The sequence below is a fragment of the Vibrio superstes genome (assembly GCF_003569005.1).
Classification (GTDB): domain Bacteria; phylum Pseudomonadota; class Gammaproteobacteria; order Enterobacterales; family Vibrionaceae; genus Vibrio; species Vibrio superstes.
This window is the reverse complement of the sequence record NZ_BCUR01000004.1, coordinates 2,178,789-2,196,643: the sequence shown is the minus strand read 5'-3', so window position 1 is coordinate 2,196,643 and position 17,855 is coordinate 2,178,789. Positions and strand designations below refer to the sequence as shown.

The 17,855-nt window shown below is 42.7% G+C and carries 20 protein-coding genes and 1 pseudogene; 11 read left to right on the top strand and 10 right to left on the bottom strand.

Going from position 1 to position 17,855, the window contains the following annotated elements; translation table 11 throughout:
• On the bottom strand, positions 1–342 hold a 342-nt coding region (locus D5I41_RS17960), incomplete at its 3' end, for a hypothetical protein (protein WP_162892859.1).
• Between the two features lie 779 nt (positions 343–1,121).
• Between D5I41_RS17960 and trpS the strand changes: the two genes are divergently transcribed.
• Together trpS and D5I41_RS17950 are read left to right on the top strand one after the other, a co-directional pair.
• Positions 1,122–2,144 carry a tryptophan--tRNA ligase gene (trpS, locus tag D5I41_RS17955; protein ID WP_119010982.1) on the top strand — a complete coding sequence of 341 codons (1,023 nt, stop codon included), beginning with the start codon at positions 1,122–1,124 and terminating at the stop codon, positions 2,142–2,144.
• A gap of 322 nt (positions 2,145–2,466) precedes the next feature.
• A complete protein-coding gene (locus D5I41_RS17950; protein WP_119010981.1) occupies positions 2,467–2,889 on the top strand; it encodes a hypothetical protein in 423 nt (140 codons plus the stop codon).
• A 427-nt stretch (positions 2,890–3,316) separates the two neighbouring features.
• Here D5I41_RS17950 and D5I41_RS17945 read toward each other — a convergent pair whose 3' ends face one another.
• Entirely contained in the window at positions 3,317–3,799 is a 483-nt protein-coding gene (locus D5I41_RS17945) for a hypothetical protein (protein ID WP_119010980.1), read from the bottom strand.
• 61 nt (positions 3,800–3,860) lie between these two features.
• A complete protein-coding gene (locus D5I41_RS17940; RefSeq protein WP_119010979.1) occupies positions 3,861–4,058 on the bottom strand; it encodes a hypothetical protein in 198 nt (65 codons plus the stop codon).
• A 158-nt stretch (positions 4,059–4,216) separates the two neighbouring features.
• Here D5I41_RS17940 and D5I41_RS17935 point away from each other — a divergent pair, with 158 nt between their 5' ends.
• The gene (locus D5I41_RS17935; RefSeq protein WP_119010978.1) at positions 4,217–4,435 is read left to right on the top strand and encodes a hypothetical protein; all 219 of its coding nucleotides are present in this window, start codon (positions 4,217–4,219) and stop codon (positions 4,433–4,435) included.
• 60 nt (positions 4,436–4,495) lie between these two features.
• Here the strand turns inward: D5I41_RS17935 and D5I41_RS21600 are convergent, their stop codons facing one another.
• Together D5I41_RS21600 and D5I41_RS17925 are read right to left on the bottom strand one after the other, a co-directional pair.
• A complete protein-coding gene (locus D5I41_RS21600; RefSeq protein WP_119010977.1) occupies positions 4,496–4,717 on the bottom strand; it encodes a lysozyme inhibitor LprI family protein in 222 nt (73 codons plus the stop codon).
• A 9-nt stretch (positions 4,718–4,726) separates the two neighbouring features.
• Positions 4,727–5,029, bottom strand: coding sequence for a hypothetical protein (locus tag D5I41_RS17925; RefSeq protein ID WP_147094826.1), 303 nt, complete (start codon positions 5,027–5,029; stop codon positions 4,727–4,729).
• Between the two features lie 55 nt (positions 5,030–5,084).
• Between D5I41_RS17925 and D5I41_RS17920 the strand changes: the two genes are divergently transcribed.
• On the top strand, positions 5,085–5,615 hold the full coding sequence (locus D5I41_RS17920) for a GIY-YIG nuclease family protein (protein ID WP_147094825.1): 531 nt from the start codon (positions 5,085–5,087) through the stop codon (positions 5,613–5,615).
• Between the two features lie 207 nt (positions 5,616–5,822).
• On the opposite strand, the pseudogene D5I41_RS21460 reads toward D5I41_RS17920, so the two are convergent.
• Both D5I41_RS21460 and D5I41_RS21295 read right to left on the bottom strand, forming a co-directional pair.
• Positions 5,823–6,433 (bottom strand): annotated as a pseudogene (locus D5I41_RS21460) (IS3 family transposase); the annotation flags it as partial.
• Positions 6,393–6,593 carry a hypothetical protein gene (locus D5I41_RS21295; RefSeq protein WP_147094824.1) on the bottom strand — a complete coding sequence of 67 codons (201 nt, stop codon included), beginning with the start codon at positions 6,591–6,593 and terminating at the stop codon, positions 6,393–6,395. The gene D5I41_RS21295 and the pseudogene D5I41_RS21460, both read right to left, overlap by 41 nt.
• Positions 6,594–7,570: 977 nt before the next feature.
• Here D5I41_RS21295 and D5I41_RS17905 point away from each other — a divergent pair.
• The gene (locus D5I41_RS17905) at positions 7,571–8,587 is read left to right on the top strand and encodes an integrase domain-containing protein (RefSeq protein ID WP_119010972.1); all 1,017 of its coding nucleotides are present in this window, start codon (positions 7,571–7,573) and stop codon (positions 8,585–8,587) included.
• Between the two features lie 79 nt (positions 8,588–8,666).
• Here the strand turns inward: D5I41_RS17905 and D5I41_RS17900 are convergent, their stop codons facing one another.
• Positions 8,667–8,999: a hypothetical protein gene (locus tag D5I41_RS17900; RefSeq protein WP_119010971.1), complete on the bottom strand. Its 333-nt coding sequence runs from the start codon at positions 8,997–8,999 to the stop codon at positions 8,667–8,669.
• Positions 9,000–9,154: 155 nt separating this feature from the next.
• On the opposite strand from D5I41_RS17900, the gene D5I41_RS17895 reads away from it, so the two are divergent.
• Positions 9,155–9,445 (top strand): hypothetical protein, encoded by a 291-nt coding sequence (locus tag D5I41_RS17895; protein ID WP_119010970.1) that lies wholly within the window; start codon positions 9,155–9,157, stop codon positions 9,443–9,445.
• 270 nt (positions 9,446–9,715) lie between these two features.
• Positions 9,716–10,441 (top strand): DUF429 domain-containing protein, encoded by a 726-nt coding sequence (locus D5I41_RS17890; protein ID WP_119010969.1) that lies wholly within the window; start codon positions 9,716–9,718, stop codon positions 10,439–10,441.
• 213 nt (positions 10,442–10,654) lie between these two features.
• On the opposite strand, the gene D5I41_RS17885 is transcribed toward D5I41_RS17890, so the two are convergent.
• The gene (locus D5I41_RS17885) at positions 10,655–11,533 is read right to left on the bottom strand and encodes a LysR family transcriptional regulator (RefSeq protein WP_119010968.1); all 879 of its coding nucleotides are present in this window, start codon (positions 11,531–11,533) and stop codon (positions 10,655–10,657) included.
• 147 nt (positions 11,534–11,680) lie between these two features.
• Here D5I41_RS17885 and D5I41_RS17880 point away from each other — a divergent pair, with 147 nt between their 5' ends.
• Positions 11,681–13,213 carry an amidase gene (locus D5I41_RS17880; protein WP_119010967.1) on the top strand — a complete coding sequence of 511 codons (1,533 nt, stop codon included), beginning with the start codon at positions 11,681–11,683 and terminating at the stop codon, positions 13,211–13,213.
• A 306-nt stretch (positions 13,214–13,519) separates the two neighbouring features.
• Here D5I41_RS17880 and D5I41_RS17875 read toward each other — a convergent pair whose 3' ends face one another.
• Positions 13,520–14,791 (bottom strand): tyrosine-type recombinase/integrase, encoded by a 1,272-nt coding sequence (locus D5I41_RS17875; protein ID WP_119010966.1) that lies wholly within the window; start codon positions 14,789–14,791, stop codon positions 13,520–13,522.
• A gap of 580 nt (positions 14,792–15,371) precedes the next feature.
• On the opposite strand from D5I41_RS17875, the gene D5I41_RS17870 reads away from it, so the two are divergent.
• The 3 genes from D5I41_RS17870 to D5I41_RS17860 all read left to right on the top strand — a co-directional run bounded on the left by D5I41_RS17870 (position 15,372) and on the right by D5I41_RS17860 (position 17,830).
• Positions 15,372–16,088 carry a hypothetical protein gene (locus D5I41_RS17870; RefSeq protein WP_119010965.1) on the top strand — a complete coding sequence of 239 codons (717 nt, stop codon included), beginning with the start codon at positions 15,372–15,374 and terminating at the stop codon, positions 16,086–16,088.
• 160 nt (positions 16,089–16,248) lie between these two features.
• The gene (locus tag D5I41_RS17865) at positions 16,249–16,458 is read left to right on the top strand and encodes a helix-turn-helix domain-containing protein (RefSeq protein WP_208639146.1); all 210 of its coding nucleotides are present in this window, start codon (positions 16,249–16,251) and stop codon (positions 16,456–16,458) included.
• Between the two features lie 106 nt (positions 16,459–16,564).
• Positions 16,565–17,830: a VapE domain-containing protein gene (locus D5I41_RS17860; RefSeq protein ID WP_119010964.1), complete on the top strand. Its 1,266-nt coding sequence runs from the start codon at positions 16,565–16,567 to the stop codon at positions 17,828–17,830.
• The last annotated feature ends 25 nt before the right edge of the window (positions 17,831–17,855 follow it).

Genomic DNA, 17,855 nt, shown 5'->3' with positions numbered 1-17,855 from the left:
TTGGATTGCATCAGAGTTATTATCAATTCGTCCTTTATTGGAATCGATATCACTTCTGTTTCTGTCAATATTCCCTTTGTTGTCTTCAATTTGACGGCGATTATGTTCTGTCTTGGTCTCATTGTTGATAGAGCGATCTTCATTAGCTCGACTACGTTCATCATTACGAATTGAACGTTTCTCATTGTTATCAATTTTCACATCTTGACGGTCATTGTGTCCTTTCTCAGTTTGGGTTGCAGTCGCGTCGTTTGTCCAATCGCCTTGATTAATATCATTAGCTAATGCCATGCCAGAAGAAAGTGAAGCAAGGATAGCTAATGCGATGGTTTGTGTTTTCATTTTCAATAATCTCAATACTTATATGGAGCCGTCCTTTGCATAGAAAGTCTGATGAATCTTTCATCAGATATAAACAGATTCAACGTACTAGGTAGCCGGTACGTTGGGAGCAGGGCAGACTATACGTAAAGGGTTTTAGTTCAGATAAATAGGTACTATCGATGAATCAGTTGGATTGCTATGAAATATTTTGTTACATAAGAGTGGCGGTTGATTGTTCTGCTCATGAGTTGACGAGCGATATTTTACGTGGTCACGATGTGGGTTAGTTGAGAAGAAATAATTAAGCTAAAAGCGAGTGTTTGAATAGATGATATCAAGATTGCCTAAATCGGTTAGGTTGCAATTATTCATTCGTTACTCTTTTTTAGGTTAGACTTTGGCCAGTCAGTTAGAGGTTTGCGATACTTCAGATAATCTATTCGGCAATAATTTCACAAGCTCTCTAACTCATTTTTGTCTAAAACCTTCATAGTTGGCACTTCGTAACTCAGAAGTGCCCCTTTACACTTTAGAGCACCCAGTCACCTTACTTAGTCACGGCGGTCCAACATAAGGCTTTTTATGCAAAGGCCATTCCCCTTGGTTGAACTTCAAAACGATACTTGTTAAGTTGTTCGGATGAATTACATTTTAATTCCTACATCATTCTTCTTCTGGTGGCGCTCTAAATAGAGCGGCACGGAATTCTTACATTCTTAAGCTGCTGGAAGGTAGCTAAGACTGTAATTTCTTTTTGTATCTCCAGTAGCGATCTGTTTTAACTAGGAGATACACCCATGAACAGAACACAAAACCTCGATAGCCAAGAAATTATTTTGACCGGTGATAGAGCCACAGGGCCATTGCATCTCGGTCATTATGTGGGCTCACTGAAGCAACGTGTAGGCTTGCAGGCCGTCCACGAACAAACGATCCTTGTTGCTGACATGCAAGGCCTCACTGATAATGCCCACAACCCTAAAAAAGTATCATCCAACATTCTAAATGTGGTAGCTGATTATTTAGCCGTTGGCATCGACCCTGCCCAAACCACCATTTGCCTCCAATCACAACTTCCTGCGCTTGCAGAGTTGACCATGTACTACAGCAATCTTGTAACCATCAGTCGATTAGAGCGAAACCCAACAGTAAAAAGCGAAATACAAAACAAAGGTTTTGAACGTTCTATCCCAGCAGGTTTCCTGACCTACCCAATATCACAAGCGGCCGATATAACTGGATTTAACGCCTCTTTGGTTCCCGTAGGTGATGATCAATTGCCAATGCTTGAGCAAACCAACGAGATAGTGAGAAAGGTTAATACACTGGCAGGTTGTAGTGTTTTAACTGAGTGCAAACCTCTATTGAGTAACGCACCGCGGCTCCCTAGTACCGATGGAAAAAACAAAATGTCCAAGTCGATGAGTAACACCATCAATCTAGGGGCGACAGAGAAAGAGATATCGGAAGCCGTAAAATCTATGTATACCGACCCTGACCATCTAAGAATTGAAGACCCGGGCAATGTGGAAGGGAATGTGGTTTTCACCTACCTCGACGCTTTTCACCCTGACGAGGAATATGTCAATCAGCTAAAAGAGCACTATCGCCGTGGAGGACTTGGTGACGGCACTACCAAAAAGGTGCTGGAAGAGTGCTTGCAGGAAATACTCCGCCCTATAAGAGAAAGGAGAATAGAGTTTCTGGGGGATAAAGCGCAACTAATTGATATTTTAATCAAGGGAAGCCAAGTCTCTAGAGAAAAAACGTCGGGTGTACTTTTTGATGTTAAAGACGTTTTTGGATTGAATATTTTCTGATTGTCTTGTTCTTGTCGGCCATTCATGGGTCGAGGGGCAGAGAACTGAACCTCCTATGAATGGCTCCATATTGCTATCGAGTGTGTTGAAACAGTGAGTCGTGATAACTCATTTCTGCCCCAAAGCTGGATTCTGATTCAGTGAACAAAAGCTAAGCGACTTCATCTGCTTTAATGCTGAAGTCGAATACATCGACGGCAACACCGGTTTCCGCAACGTTCGACTTTATGAATATGGAGAAATTGCTGATATTGGCTACAGCGATAACGAAGGGTTAGTTAATCATTCCGAATGTGCACCTGCTAAGATTCAAACTACGGGATTGGAAACCATTTTCTCATGGTACGAATACGGCAATCTTATTGAAAACGATAGAGTCACTTTATTAAGGTTCTTCACTAAGAATGGGCTTCTTAATATTGAAGCTAATCGCATCAAGGCTCGTGGGGTGGCCGATATCGAGTTCTCTGAACGTGGTACCGACTATGACTCTCGAGCAACTATCACTAAGCGTATCTGGAATACCGAAACGCCCAATATGATAGTCACCGCAGAAGATGAGTTTGATGGCTTATCAGAGCGAAGTACGACTGCAGTTATTGGAACTTCCACAAAGATTAAACTTCGGGATGATAACTCGCAGCAGTGGGATTGCTCATATACAACTGTATCTAATGGTAACGTTGTGAACTATGGATGCACTAACGAACGAACAAGCAAACGACATTCAATACATTGGATTTGAATTAAATCTTGATGTCTACTTTGTAGTGTGCGTCTTGTATTCTTTCACCCTTGTAGTCAGGACCGCTCAATTTCGCTTGTAAAAATCATTCTCTACTGTAGTCCAGACTACACCTTGGCAATTCAAGGCCATCATAGTTCTACTGTAGTCCAGACTACAAAGGGCACCATCAAACCACTGTAGTCCAGTAGTCATGACTACACGGGAGCAATTTCAAGTCCGTAAACCATCGCCAACGTTTATCGGTGTAGTCATGACTACACGGGAGCAATTTCAAGCCCGTAAACCATCGCCAACGTTTATCGGTGTTAGGTCTTGAGGTTGATCAACCGCTATTTGCATATTTCACTTTCGCGGTTCTAAAAGTCTTTGACTGGGAATGAAAAAGGAGAACCTGGGCTCTCCTGTATTGTTTGTGTTTGATGAGTTAGGCATTACAGTGCTCAACCACTGCACCAATAGCTCTGTGAGCGCCTTTAAGTGAAAATGTATACGTCATTTCTTTATTGCCACTATCGGCTTTCAGAATCAGCGTATTCCCTTGTTGCAGGGTAGGTAAGTAGTTCTCGAAATCGACAATCTTGGTGATAGTATCATCTAGAAATGCACCAGAGTAAGTTTGCATCAGAGCACCATTTTTGCCGTCTGTTTCCAGTGTAATGATACTGTCTTCGTTGAGAGATACCGGTGTTTGAATGCTAAACGTTAAATTGGACGAATAGCTCTCTTTCATGCACTGAACTGTCAGTTCAGCATGGTCTAACCCGCGCTCTTGGGATTCAATTGTGCCCATAGATGCGTGATAACTCATGGTATTGTCATGGGCTAATGTCCATTGATGGCGGGCAGCGGTGGCTGTAAAAGCAGTGGCAATCAGTGCAAGGCCGATTAGGCCCTTTGAAGGGTTCATTTATGACTCCAAGGTGTCTAAATTGTGGTTAGTCTCGTGTAAGAGCAAAGTTTTGGCTGTGTTAGCTTTGTGAGTGTTGCTGACTTTTGATTAGTTCGGTTTCGATGTTGATAAGCGTGCCTAGGATTACTTTCTCACGCTCTGCTTTCTCTTTTTCCATAGTTCGTCTTTCATCCAAACGCTCTTGGATGGTTGAGAGTTTCATACCAATAAGAACCAGCCCGATAACAACGAAGATAAGAAGAATACCTGCAATCATTTTTTGTCTCCAAAACGGTAAGTTGGGCGCAGTGTAATACGTTCGTCTAATTAAGCTGTTATCAGATTGCGCCATAGTAAAAAGTTCTCTTTTGTTGTGACTGGCGAGAGTTGGAGGCTTTCAACTAGAGTTAAGAAAACGTTAGTTAGGGGCTAGATATGAGCGTACGTAGGGGAGACTACTTGTACATTGTGGATTGCTATACTTTTGCCAAAGTAAAGGGGTGGGCAGAGCACAAAGAGCAAATCCAAGAGAAGAGGTTTGAATGGGCAAGAAGTTACGAAACCTCGGTTAAAAAGGGCTATTTCCTACGTTTATTTTATCAAAACCACTGTCTTGATGAGTTTTTAAAGCGTTACTGGTCACGGTCGGCATGAGGTGAATCGGTTGATGACTCTGGCTGATGAGTATGATGCTTATCAGGGTAGGGTAGAGGTTTAACTGTTATTATTGGTAGATAGCTTGCAGGCGCTCCACTTGCTCTTTAATGAGTCGGTAAGTATGACTCCATATCTCAAAATCCACATAGTGCCTTCTTGATTACTAAAGACCTGTTTTAGATAGTCCTGTTGCGAATCTCGAAACTGAATCCAGTCTCTTTGCGCTAGTTGCAAGGCTTCGTTGTTTACTCCGCCCAGTGCGATATAAGCACGGTTCAGTTCACTGTCCTAACTTTGGTAAGCTTTGGCGTAGCAGTCATTCATTCCCATTGTAGTGGTATTGATATTTATGCACATCTGCAAGGACACGTCGATAGGGTGCTGCTCGAAGACACCTAGTAATTTGATTGGTTTATGAATAGCAGGAATGATTAGTACGGTGCCTTGCGTGTCGTCATAGGAAAGAGTCGCTTTAGCGTTTTTATCTTCTTCCAGATATAGCTCATTTAGTGTTTTCCCGTCAACGTCGAAAGGCTTTATCCATTCCTCGGTATTTTCTACTAGCAGAACTACATAACCGTCCCCAGACATACCTTTGTAACAACTGAAAACTAAGCGTGGGTAGGTGGCGTAATGTGGTAACGGAGTGTTGAGTGCGCTTGAGTATACTGTTGAGTCTATTGCTATTTCAAAACAGGTAATCATGGGGCTCTTTAAACGCACTTTTCAATCGATCATTCGCGCTGAATTAAACCATTTTTTTAGGGAGCGGAGAAAGCGTAAAGCTTTTCACCAACATGAGTCTCAACCTCAAGTGATGCAATACACCTTTGAACAGCTGACCTCTAGGGCTGACCCTCTTGCAGACGCAAACCATCACCACTGGGGACAAGGTCAATCTCAACGAGCGCAGATGAATGAATGGGTGTATATCTTGAGTAATCCGGCGATGCCTGGGCTTATTAAAATCGGCATGACCACTCGAAGTGTTGAGGAAAGAGTAAGAGAGTTAAATCGCTCTACTTCAGCACCGGCTTCATTTACTATAGAGCGAAAATTTCGATGTCGAGATGGGCTTGCAATGGAGAAGCGTTTGCACCGAAAATACGACCATCTGCGTTTCAATGACAAGCGCGAATTCTTCATGATGTCTCCGCATGAAGTTGATCCTCGCTAAAGAGTTGGCCTATCGACTGTATCTTAGCGGGTGATTAGAAATCGAAATCGCTTTGATGAAAGAAAATTGACTAGACTTTTTGCCACCTTTTACGGTAGTTACTTTGTTTTTCTTAGTGTCCGTCTCCACGATCATCAGTAGGATAGTGACTAGAGTGAAGATGATGAAAATAATGGCTGAATCGACCAGCCTCTTGTAGACCAGTGACTAGTTGTAAACTCCAAGCTGTTCATGCACCAGTGGAGGCATATTTTCTGCATGGCTATGCTTACGTCTAGAGTTATAAAACATCTCGATGTAATCAGAAAATATCTGAACGTGCTTTTTCTCTTGTTTGATAGATCTTTTTCTTGATTTGCTCACGTTTTAGTAGCTGGAAGAAGCTTTCCGCTACCGGGTTGTCATGACAATTTTCCTTACGACTCATGCTCGGTATCAGGTTATGTTCTTTGAGGAATTCCGGCCATTCGTAACCAGTAAACTGACTGCCCTGATCGGAATGGATTAGCACTTTACTTTTTGGCTTTCGACGCCACACCTTCTGCAAGAAGGGCTTGTGTTACCAACTCTGATTCCATCCTTGATCTCATTGACCAACCTACTATTGCTCGTGAATAGAGATCTAGCACGATAGCGAGATACAGCCAGCCTTCATGTGTTCGGATGTAAGTGATGTCCGTTACCCAAGATTGGTTTGGCTCAGACGGTGAGAAATTTCGGTCTAGTATGTTTTGAGCGATAAGTGCTGGCTGGCTACTGTACATGCCTCTGCGCTTTTTATATCCAACTTGAGCTTCTAGGCCTTCCTGTCGAATAACAAGCATTCATGCCGAAGAAGCAGTAGGCCAGCAATTGCTGAGAAGAGGGTGTACCAAAAATAGGTCCTTTGATTTCCACGAGTTGTAGTGGAGCGTTATGTAGCAGACTGAAATCAGTCTCTTCAAACAGTGTTAGAGTATGGCTCTTTGAGTAATTCATATTAGGTTCTCCAAAAAATAACCGGTCTGTATCCACTTTTTGAGTGCCTAAGGACCGTATCATTATTCATCTTTCCCGAAAGTCTTCGCAGCGTCTTTTTTTGGGACGTCCTTTTCTTCTAGGTGAGAGGGGGATTTACCTTGTACTTGATGGTGTTGAAATCAAACACAAAGGATTTAAGAAATAGCGTCGAAGAGAGAGGGAGTCGCTATCCGTTAAATCGAAAGTACGCCATTTCACTGGACAATAAAGCACCTAAATAAAAGCATCACTTATTCATCAACCTTAAAAGCGAGACCTACTCTTTAGTGAGGCGCAACAGCGCCGTTCAAAACATCCTCTACAGAGGACACACCGAGAGGTCAGTTAAGGTTTCATTATTCCTACTCGCTCGGAAATATCCGCTTGCACAGCGAACTCGAAAGAGTGAGCGAATCAGTGCAAGCGACAGGCCCAATAGAGCGCACGCTTAGACTTCGTCTAATTATCGAAAGAAATTAGACGAAGTCTCCCACAGTAAGCCCAGCCCTTGAATTACGGGAGTTGCGGAATCAAAGACTCAGAAGTATTCGGAAGTCACGGTATTCAAGCTTACCCTTGAAGCCCATCTCTGAATTTCGGTATTCACGAAATCCACGGACTTGGTACAGATGGAAGCAACTTCGGTTTGGCGTTCTATCTCTAATGCAATCCAAGTCGATTTCATGAATCAATCATTGAATACATAGCTCTAGGTAGAGGATGCAATAAGCCGCCTGCTGATGCCAACAGCACTGCCTAATGGACCGAGGATGCAATAAGCCCACAGCCCTTAAAGTACAAGGGAGCGGTCACCACACTGATGCGAGGATGCAACAAGCCCTTCAGACTCTGCGATGGAGTAGCACATCAGATAAAAAAGGCGTCATCATTTATCGAGACAGAGGTGAAACACTCTGCGCAACATACGCTATGTGACACAGTAAAAAGGCCATAACATGACAAAAAGACAATACAGTGGGGTGATGCCCAGCCCCCTCAGGAACTTCAATAAGCCCAATTTTGGCTTAGGTGCTAGGCAAATTGATCGAGGTTTAATTAATGCGTCTCTTGAACGGGTAGGGGACTTAAAAGACAATACGCATAAAGCTAGGATTTCAGCTTGCCGCGACTTTGCGCAGTATTTAAAAGACGAAACTGACGTGAAGCGTTTAATTGACATTGAAAAGGCGCACGTCGTGAATTACGGCGAGCATTTGAGAGCACGATTTGAGTCTGATGTGAAATTTACGGCCAGTACGGCGAGAGATTATATCAGTCATATCAACGTGTGTATGGCGCAGGCTCGAGGTGACGACAAACTGAACGTCACTGCGAGTAAAGAGTTAGATTACCCTCCCAAGTCAGGTATTGCGACAGTAGACCGCTCAACAACACTCGAGCAACATCAAGCCATCCTTCATCATGCCAGTGAGCCAGTGGCGCTAGCTGCGCAACTGGAGCGCACTCTGGGTCTTCGAACGCGAGAGGCTTGCTTGCTGGATTCACACAAGGCTCTGGTTGAATATAAAAAGACGGGCGTCATCACCGTAGGCCGCGGGACCAAAGGGGGGCAACCACGCATGATACCGATTGAGAATGATGAACAAATTACTGCTCTCGAGCGTGGAGAGAAGCTTCAAGAAACCACAGGACATAACAACCTAGTGCCTGTTGACCAAAGCTTCAAAGCGTTTCAGAGCCACATCTATAAAGAAACCAAAGCGATTGACCCCATCTACAACTGTCATGGCGAACGAAAGTTCTTTGCTTGTCAGTTCTATCAAACCCAAATGGGAGTAGAAGCGCCAGTTCGAGTCGGGATTGAGCATGGCCGTGCTCATCATGAGTACATTGCTAAGACCTTGTGCATCTCTTTGAGTGAGGCTAAGGCGCGAGATAAAGCCGTGCGCTTACAACTTTCAAAAATAATGGGTCATCACAGACCTGGGATCACCAACGCCTACCTTGGGTAATGAAAAACGTTATGTGTTATGAATAGAAAAAAGCCTGCAAAAACAGACTTTTGATTAACGTTGCTGTAGGGCACTCTCGTTATCTAGAAGCGGACTTTAACCGATAACGTGTTACGTGTTCCATCTTCATCAGGCCGTACCTCTTGCCATCCGAATCCGATATCAGGGCAAACAGCACCCATTCTTCTAAAAACTCACCACGCAACAGACAAACGCGCAGATGCTCTTCATCGATACTGACCAGATATCGATTAGGGGTAACTAAGGTACTGGCAGCCAGCATTGCGCCTAAATCTGGGTATGGTGTGCCTATCTTGATGCCTCCAGGCACCAGCATAAGGGGGTAGCTATTTAACTGACTTAGGTCAGTCTCGCACAGCAGGGTGATTTGGAGCGTATTAAACGTCTTCATCTGAATGTTCCTTTTGAGTGATTAACTTCACAATCACCCTAACATTTGAAAATCACCCCGAAAGTCCTCCGAAGTCGATGCAACATGAAAACCCAACTCAACACTGCCAGTTACCTCAGGTTCATAACACTCTTATAAACACCTAGGAGAGAACGATGAACCCCACAACCTACAAACAAATCCGTACTGTCATGGCGCCTTATGTGAAAAAAGGGATCCCGTATCGCAAGAAACAGCTAAAGCGATTGCTGGCCATCATTGAGGACATTTTTGAGCATGAGCCTTATCTGAATGAAAACTTAAGCCGGGTTGGGCGTAAGCAAATGATGGGCTACTGGAGAAGAACGGCGCACGAAACACACAAGACGCGAAAAGAAAAATACGACGTACTGAAGCTGTTTTTTGATGCAGCACAACTCAAAAGAAAGGTGCCTTGCCCCAAATAATAGAGATTATCATCTTAGATATTAGGGTATTGAGGTGGCAGTTCAGAACACAAAGAATACTGAGGTTTTCTACGAGATTATAGATTCTGTAATTCGAGAGTAGTCTTTAGAAGTGAACCCAGTAGATGCACTAACAAACATTTGCCCCAAGACGAGTTACAGCCGCAAAATGCACTAATGAAAGTAAGTCAATTTTCCCCTAAAATAGCTAATAGCAAAATCTCCAAAGATGAGGCCAAATTTGATGATCCACTACATAACGAGTAAGCAATGAAATTAGCAGGAATAGACTTGGCTTGGCATAGTGAGAAAAACCCTTCTGCCATTGCTATCGGCACCTTAAGTGGGAAAAACCTGATACTGGATCAGCTTGAACCTGCGATATTTGGTATGTCTAGAATTTTAGAAATACTCAAAAACCAAAATGAACTCTGGGGGGTTGCCATAGATGCTCCTTTGATCATTGAAAATCAAACAGGTCAAAGAGTTTGTGAGAAATCGCTTAGCCGTGATTATGGCTCTAGAAAAGCATCTTGCCACACTTCTAATAAGTCCCTTTATCCAGAAGCTATGAGTGTAAATTTGTCCTCGTCTTTGAAATCACAGGGCTTTCAGCACTTATCTTCAGATAGATGGCAAATTGAGTGTTATCCTCACCCAGCTATAATTGAATGCTTTGGGTTAACAGAGCGGCTTGCGTATAAGAAAGGTAAAGTCGCTGACAAAAAATCAGGTCAAGTCGAATTAGCTAATTTCATTTTGGCCCTCGAAAAATCAAGTATTTTATCACTTCAGCTCCCGACTCAAATCAAGATGCTTCTTTCTGATTCCTATATCAATAGTTTGAAAGGTACTGATTTAAAAAACAACGAGGATGCTTTAGATGCGATTGTGTGCTTGTACATAGCTGGTCTTTATCAGCTAAAGGTATCAAGTGTTACTTACGGAGATACGGAGCATGGGTATATATGGGTTCCGCTACAAAAGTGTATATAGAAAATTGTTCATCTGAATAGCAAAACACAGACAGGGTATTTCTGTATTTGTCAATTTGAGCTCAGAGGCTTAGCTGCTTCCAATAATTAAGAAGCCGTTAAACAGAAATGCCCCAAAGTTTGTTTCAGCTTGCTAACGGCTAACGTCCATTAACCGTTATTTGGCTTACTATTTCTCATGCGAATGAAGTGGACGAAAAAATGCAAAATAAGTCTATCGTTCCTTGAATTTGAGTACTTCGTCAATAAACAACTGCATAGCCGAGTTAACGGGTTTTTCAGCGCGCCAAATCAGGTCGGTATACCAGTGAGCAGTATCTTCAACCTCTAACTCAAACTTATCAATTTCGCCATTTTCAAGTGCGTCTTCACATAAAAATAGCGGCATAACTGCCCAACATGAACAATGTTTTACTAACTCCAATATCTCATGAAGATTGTTGCAATATGTGATTTTATTACTCACATTGTGCGCTTCACTGAGCCCTAAGTCTTTTAGGAACTTAACGGATATCTGATGTAACCCACGGGCTTGATGCATGGTCATTTTCTTACCTGCTAACTTAAGGTCAGGCGAGGCAAGGTTGGCTATTTGAAAGCTAAATGCCCGTGCTGAAGAGAGCTCATGTGACATAGAAAAAGTCCCCATGCTTAAGCCAATGTCGGCTTGCTCTGTTAATACCCAACTTCTAACGAGCAGCGGATCACCACTGAGTATTTTTACCTCGAGTGTTGGAAAGCGTTGAAAAAGATGTTTGTAAACCAGAGACAGTTCAGCCCCGTTGAGCGCTGAATCAATAGCGATAGTGATGCGACTAGGTTCGTCTCCGAGTAGACTGCTTGCCTTCGCATCAAAGTGTTCTATTTCTCGCAAAACCGATCGTGCGTGATCATAGAGCTCTTTCCCTTTCTCTGTAAGCTCAAGCGACCTCGGCTTCCTAACAAAAAGCTCAAACCCTACTGCACTCTCTAGGTTGGCGACCAATCCACTGATTGTGACTGCATGTTTCCCTAGCCTTCGACTGGCTGGTTTAAAACCACCTCTATCTATAGTTTCAACAAAAGCACTTAACTGTTCAATTGAGGCTGCCATCAGTCCTGTCCGTCATTACATTTATAAGGATAGGTTTAACCTATCCTTGGGGGTGTGGAGAGTCAATGAAAACTGCATGATAATCGCTGCATCCCTAGAGTTACTTCAACAGGTGAAGTAACAATCATTAGCTTAGTAGGTATCAAGATGACACTATCACGCACATTGAAGTTTGCTCCAATCGCGCTTGCTTTATTAGCAGGCAATACTCTAGCAGCAGATTTCTCACAAGAAGAGTTGGCGTTCATGCCAGCCAATACACAAATTGAACTGTTCAAATCAGGCATGATCACACCGGTTGATGTCCTACAAGCGCAGAAAGCTCAATACGAAGCGACGAATCATGTTGTTAATGCGGTCACTTACGAGCATTGGGACACCGCATTAGAAGCGGCGAAAGAGTCCACCCAACGCTACCAAGACGGCACATACCGCTCAATGGAAGGCGTGACTTTTGCTGTAAAAGATGAACATCACGACAAAGGTTGGAAAGTAACGTTTGGCTCTAAGCTTCATATGGACGATGCGCCAATGAAACACGCGGACCCAATGGTCTCTAAGCTAAACGAAGTCGGTGCAGTTCCGGTCATTCAAACAACAGTTCCTGAGCTTTACTTCAACTGGGTCACGAGCACGGATGCATGGGGAACTTCTCGCAACCCTTGGAACTCTGATTTCGCGGTAGGTGGCTCTTCAGGCGGCTCTGGCGCAGCGGTTGCGGCAGGTTACGCAACCATCGCAACAGGCTCTGACATGGGAGGCTCTATCCGTATCCCTTCTTCTTTCAATGGCTTATATGGCTTAAAACCTGCCGCATTCAGTGTTCCTAATGCGACGCTCTACTCTTATTTCTCAGGCAGCGGACCAATTGCTCGTAGCTTTGAAGACATGGTGATGATGTACAACGTAATGTCTGGTCCCGATGCGGCGTGGTCTGTACCAACCGTTGGTGAGCAAAAGAAGCTCAGTAAAGAAGTGGAGTCTCTAGAAGGCATGAAGATCGCCTACCTTGGCGACATGGGAACAAGCCCGATGGCAAACTATGTTGCCGAAGGCATGGAAGACGCAATGGAAGTACTGCGTAAGCAAGGAGCGACTGTTGATGTCGTAGACTTTGATTTCGAAATGCAAATGGGTCTTCTGGAGGGGGTGTCAAACCTTGCATTTTCTGGAGCGCTGGGCGCACCAATGATGGACAGTTACGAAGGCAAGACAGACCAAATGACCACTTACACGGGTAAACTCATTCAAAAAGCGATCGACCATCGTGAAGATTACGACGGCCGAGCACAAGCGAAAACCGAAGCTGAAGTACAACGCATGTGGACGAAGTTAGCGGAAGAAGTTTACGCACAAGGTTACGATTTGGTAATTGCCCCAACCATGCCAACAGTGACCGTACCAGCGGATTACAACTTCATTACCGATGAGCCACTAAAAGAAGATGGGCAGACATACGACAATGCTGTCGGTATGATGTACACACTACCGTTCAACCTATTGGGTTGGTTACCAGCGGCTAGCGTACCTGCAGGTCTTAGCCCAGACGGTGTCCCGTTCGGTCTACAAATTATCGGTAAGCCAGATGACACGGCAACGGTTGTGAAAGTGGCAGGCGCATACAGCAAAGGCGCACCGAAGTTCTTCACAGGTGACCTGATGCCAAATGGCGTTAAGTAAACCGAGTTAACCCCAAAAAGCTTCGCTAACATTAGCGAAGCTTTTTAGTTTCATTGAACAAAATCATCTCTAGAGGATGCTAATCCGCCTAATGGCGTACTAAAACTAATCTGAAAGAGTGTGACTTGGGAGGCTCGCAAGCACGTTTTTGTCCAAAGACGTTTTAGCTTGTCTTTACGGCACGATATGCTTAGAAACGTGTTCTATCAGTTTTATAAAATAAACCTAGTTGAATAGCATACATTTAAAAAGTGCACCCTTATGAATCACATTCCTGAGGGTGCTAGTAAGTATTGTCCGGGACCGTTAATCAAAAGGAGTAACTCGGTTTAGAACGTTCTCCCATTTAACCAAACCTTCTCGCTTTTCTTTTAAGTACTCGTATCGATCATAGTGTTTGCTTGATACGTCTCCAAACGCATGTCCTTGAATTCTATCTCTATGTTCTTTGGTAATACTTAAATTCCCCCCTAGTGTTTTGAATGTGCGCCGGAAATCCCTAGCTGTAAAGTGATTGATATCTGTAACGTTCCTGTAATATGTGATCGCCTGAGCTAGAGTGTTTGTCGGAGTCGGTTCGTCGAGAGTATTGTGTTTGTTGAAAACATATAGACTTTGACTGTTGCTCTTCATTTGTTTGAGAATTTCAAGGACTGTTTCGGTCAAAGGAATTACATGGGCTACGTTTGTTTTGAAAATCTCGGGTCTGACGGTAATTATTTTTAGCTCCCAGTCAATATCCGTCCATAGTGTATTGCATATTTCATAAGGTCTCTGACCTCCTGTATATAAACAGACTTTGATGAGGTTTCGAGTCGTCTGTCTTAGTCGCAAATCATCAAATCGATGATCCATATCGTCTAATAGCTTAAATAGTTCATCAAAACTCAAAAAGTGGTCACCTGGTTTGTCAGCAGCGGTTTGGACAGGAATTGCTGAAACTGGATTACTGAGTAACTGGAATCGTGTGGGCATATTTTCATGAAAGTTAGCCGGATCATTGTCATGATTCATTCCATAACCGAAAGCGGCATGGAGAATAGATCTTACTTTGTTGGCTTTAGACACGGCTCCTCGGTTAATCATACTTGCAAGCATAGGAATGAGGTCTTGTGGGGTGATCTTATTCGCTTTTGTTTCGGGGTCGATAAATTTGTATAATTCACCTTCAACGAAACCTAACTCCTTTTCATAGTTTCTTTTATTATTTCGTTTTTTATGTTCAGCCTGCGAATCCAATAGTTCCTTAATTGAGCCATTTTGATTTTCTTGATCTATTAGCTGTTGTTTACGCGATGCTTCTTTTTCAATCTCTATTTTGGGGTCTTTTCCTTCGCTAAGTAACTTGGAATAGTGTTGTTTTCGTTGTCTGGCTTGATGAAGAGTGGTTGCAGGAAAGTCACCAATGGCGATATATGAAGCATTTTCTTGATGGAAATAGCGGAACTTGAAGCTTTTTCGCCCCCTTGGCAACACTTGAACGACTAAACGCCCAGTTCCTCGTTCTTGAGTTTTATCAGTAACATAGTATGGATTTTTCTTCGGTTCTAAGCTTTGTAAATACTTTGCTGTGAACATACTCGTGCCTTCTTAGGAGACTAAAACATACTGTACTTGTATAGGTTGCTTTAGTCAAATACTTAGTCAAGTAGTGATGAAGGTAAATGAATTATTCTGAACTAAATTGAATTGTAAGTTTGGTAGTTATCTAGCGTAAGATGTTGTTAATATGAGTTTTTATTAATTTTGGAGGAATGTGGATTAATTTGAAATATTGACTGATAATCCCTTCTAAGGATGTGGTCGTAGGTTCGAATCCTACAGGGCGCGCCATCTACAATAGAAAGGCCAGATAATTCAATGAGTTATCTGGCCTTTTGCTTTTCTGTGGTGCCCCTGTGGTGCCGAAGAAATTAACTTTCGTTAATTTTCATCTATCCTAGCTTGCATTTATATTCCTCATTCTGAACATCAATAATAAGCTCGGCCTCTAAATCCAAACTCTCCAAGTCGTACCATACAAAGAATTTCAATGGTTGTTTCAGTGTCAGTAATTGATGCCAGCTCACACTCTTGAGGCTGTTTTCTACACGATATAGATCAAAGCTTTTAGGATGAACTTAAGTAGTAATTGCTTAATACTAAGGAAATAAGCCAGATGAAATTTAGCGTACAGCAAATTAGTGAGCTCGAAGGCTTAGGCTTGGATGCTAAGCAGATTTCCGAGGTTAAGTTAGCGCTAAAAGACATTCCAGAAACGCCAGATATCAAACGCCTGAATAAGTTAATCCAGCAACTCAAATCGGTTAGAAAACTGATGTCAGAAATCGAAAACGAGGAATACCGCACTTACTTCTCCATAAAAGGCTCTTTATTACAGCAACAAATTGATCTATCTACACAACCAATTGAACACCTGCTATCAGCGGTCACTTTTCAGCGAGCGAAGCACGAAGGTGTAGAAATTAATGAATTTACAGATACGGGTGAGTATATCTGTACACGAGCTGTTACTCCGAAAAGTAAAAATTATTATCGCTTTGAAGAATTTACAGCAATGTGGAAGGCTTGGGATAGAACAGTCGCAACGTCTTTGAGTAGTGAGTTTATCTGGTTTTTAACTATTTGCATTGAAGGGGCTTATTCAGACAAAGGAGCGGATCGAATCAGGTCTAACTACAGACGTATATACATGGGGTTAGATGTCACTGATACTCCTGATAATGTTGACTTCGATGAATTAGAACTCGCGATTGATAGACAAGTTGAAGGCAGTGATGAGTTGGACACTCAGTCTATAACACTCAGTTCACCAGCTTATAGTAACGAGCAAATCAGCGATCATATTTCTACGCTAAAACGAAAGCGAAACTAAAATCCGTCCTCCCCTCTAGTCCTTTATTTATAAGGGCTACCATTATTTGACTAAACCAACTTCTCTAAAATCCGTCCCTGCGTTTTTGTTGTATCACCCTCCTTGCAAGCCTAATCTCAACTCATCCAATTCGGATAATTAAAAGTAAGGAAGGTTTAACATGAGCAATGAATTGATGAGTCGGTTTAGCGACAAGATGAACCGAAAGGCTGCGGCCGAATACCTAGGTGTAACTGAAGGGACACTAGCTGTTTGGGCGAGTACAGGACGCTACCAATTGCCTTTTATTAAGGTCGGTCGAAAAGTCTTTTACACCCTAAAGGATCTTGATGCTTTTATTGAGGGGCGTGTGTTTACACATACGGCTTAATGAAGGAAAGAATGAATCCCCCTATAGCGATTAGCAATAGGGGAATCGAATTCAGTAGCGGTGAAGTATTTGGCGATAGGACACCGCGACTAAAGGAGAGTATAGAATGAATTATACATTTGCAGAAGCTCAACAGAACGAGCCGTATACAGTTAGCAATGCCGGTCTAAATTTTCCAGATATTGGTTTGAGTGGAAAACCATTAGCAACCCAGCAAAATCTTGAAACTTTACTCAATCATCTTGGTTTAAAACCTATGACTAATCAGATGACATTAGAGTTTGAGATCTTTGAGTATGGAAGACTCTTTGACAGTAGTTTTGAGGGCATGAGAAGTTTAATTGTTAGTGAGTGCTTGAAAGCTGGGCTTCCTAAATCTGTATTTGAAGATCATTTAATGGCTTTAGCAGAGAAGAATACGTATCACCCGTTTAGAAACTATCTAGATAGTGATAAGTGGGATGGGGTAGAGCGAGTATTTCCTCTAATTGAGGCTATGAATGCAAAAGATTCAGGTATCGCAAGAGCGGTGATGCTGAGGTTTTTTATCTCAGTAGTTGCATCAGTTTTTGAGCCACGATTCAGCAGTAAACTAATACCCATATTGCAAGGCGGGCAGTCGTTCAAGAAGACAGCGTTTATACGCCGGTTCGCTGATGTAATAAACGGAGCTTTCTTAGAGGGGGCAGAACTCAATCCTGACAATAAAGACTCGGTGTTAGCTTGCATTAAAAGCTTAATCACAGAGCTTGGAGAGTTAGAGCGAACCTCAAAGAACAGTCAAGGAGGATTGAAAGCCTTCATTACACGAGAAGTGGATACTGTTCGCCCTCCATATGGACGTACCGAGATTAAAAAGAAACGACAAACTTCATTAATCGCAACGGTTAATGGTAGTGAGTTTCTTAGAGATGAAACTGGGTCTAGTCGTTTTGCGGTACTAGAGCTTGAAAAGCCTATAGATGTAGAACGAGTTAATACAATCCTCGGTTGGTCATATGTATCAGGTCGCTTGAAGTTAGTTAAACCAGAACAACTAAAACAGTTTTGGTTAGAAGTGATGCAGTACTACATCGATGGAGAGTCATGGCTTCTTAATGCTGATGAATCAAGAAAAGTGGCGAAAATCAACCAAGGCCATGATTACAAGGGTAATTGGTATGACATGCTCCATGAGCGCTTTGTTGAAGTCGATAGTGTAGGTCGCACTCTTAAGTGGATGACTGCAACAGATGTTTGCAATTACTGCAATGTTGGACAAAACAACTGTCGTTCGATAGGGGTGGCATTAAAGCGATTAGCCACAGAAGGGTTGATTGAATCAAAAAAAGGGAGTGCTAATAAAACTTTCTATCAATTGAATGTGGCCTGAAGCATGAAAATCCATTAACTCTTTA

What these genes read in the sequence shown, in the direction of transcription:
- trpS (WP_119010982.1), top strand. Translation starts at nt 1,122, where the DNA reads ATGAACAGAACACAAAACCTCGATAGCCAAGAAATTATTTTGACCGGT.
- D5I41_RS17945 (WP_119010980.1), bottom strand. Translation starts at nt 3,799, where the DNA reads ATGAACCCTTCAAAGGGCCTAATCGGCCTTGCACTGATTGCCACTGCT.
- D5I41_RS17940 (WP_119010979.1), bottom strand. Translation starts at nt 4,058, where the DNA reads ATGATTGCAGGTATTCTTCTTATCTTCGTTGTTATCGGGCTGGTTCTT.
- D5I41_RS17935 (WP_119010978.1), top strand. Translation starts at nt 4,217, where the DNA reads ATGAGCGTACGTAGGGGAGACTACTTGTACATTGTGGATTGCTATACT.
- D5I41_RS17925 (WP_147094826.1), bottom strand. Translation starts at nt 5,029, where the DNA reads ATGTCTGGGGACGGTTATGTAGTTCTGCTAGTAGAAAATACCGAGGAA.
- D5I41_RS21295 (WP_147094824.1), bottom strand. Translation starts at nt 6,593, where the DNA reads ATGAATTACTCAAAGAGCCATACTCTAACACTGTTTGAAGAGACTGAT.
- D5I41_RS17905 (WP_119010972.1), top strand. Translation starts at nt 7,571, where the DNA reads ATGACAAAAAGACAATACAGTGGGGTGATGCCCAGCCCCCTCAGGAAC.
- D5I41_RS17900 (WP_119010971.1), bottom strand. Translation starts at nt 8,999, where the DNA reads ATGAAGACGTTTAATACGCTCCAAATCACCCTGCTGTGCGAGACTGAC.
- D5I41_RS17895 (WP_119010970.1), top strand. Translation starts at nt 9,155, where the DNA reads ATGAACCCCACAACCTACAAACAAATCCGTACTGTCATGGCGCCTTAT.
- D5I41_RS17890 (WP_119010969.1), top strand. Translation starts at nt 9,716, where the DNA reads ATGAAATTAGCAGGAATAGACTTGGCTTGGCATAGTGAGAAAAACCCT.
- D5I41_RS17885 (WP_119010968.1), bottom strand. Translation starts at nt 11,533, where the DNA reads ATGGCAGCCTCAATTGAACAGTTAAGTGCTTTTGTTGAAACTATAGAT.
- D5I41_RS17880 (WP_119010967.1), top strand. Translation starts at nt 11,681, where the DNA reads ATGACACTATCACGCACATTGAAGTTTGCTCCAATCGCGCTTGCTTTA.
- D5I41_RS17875 (WP_119010966.1), bottom strand. Translation starts at nt 14,791, where the DNA reads ATGTTCACAGCAAAGTATTTACAAAGCTTAGAACCGAAGAAAAATCCA.
- D5I41_RS17870 (WP_119010965.1), top strand. Translation starts at nt 15,372, where the DNA reads ATGAAATTTAGCGTACAGCAAATTAGTGAGCTCGAAGGCTTAGGCTTG.
- D5I41_RS17865 (WP_208639146.1), top strand. Translation starts at nt 16,249, where the DNA reads ATGAGCAATGAATTGATGAGTCGGTTTAGCGACAAGATGAACCGAAAG.
- D5I41_RS17860 (WP_119010964.1), top strand. Translation starts at nt 16,565, where the DNA reads ATGAATTATACATTTGCAGAAGCTCAACAGAACGAGCCGTATACAGTT.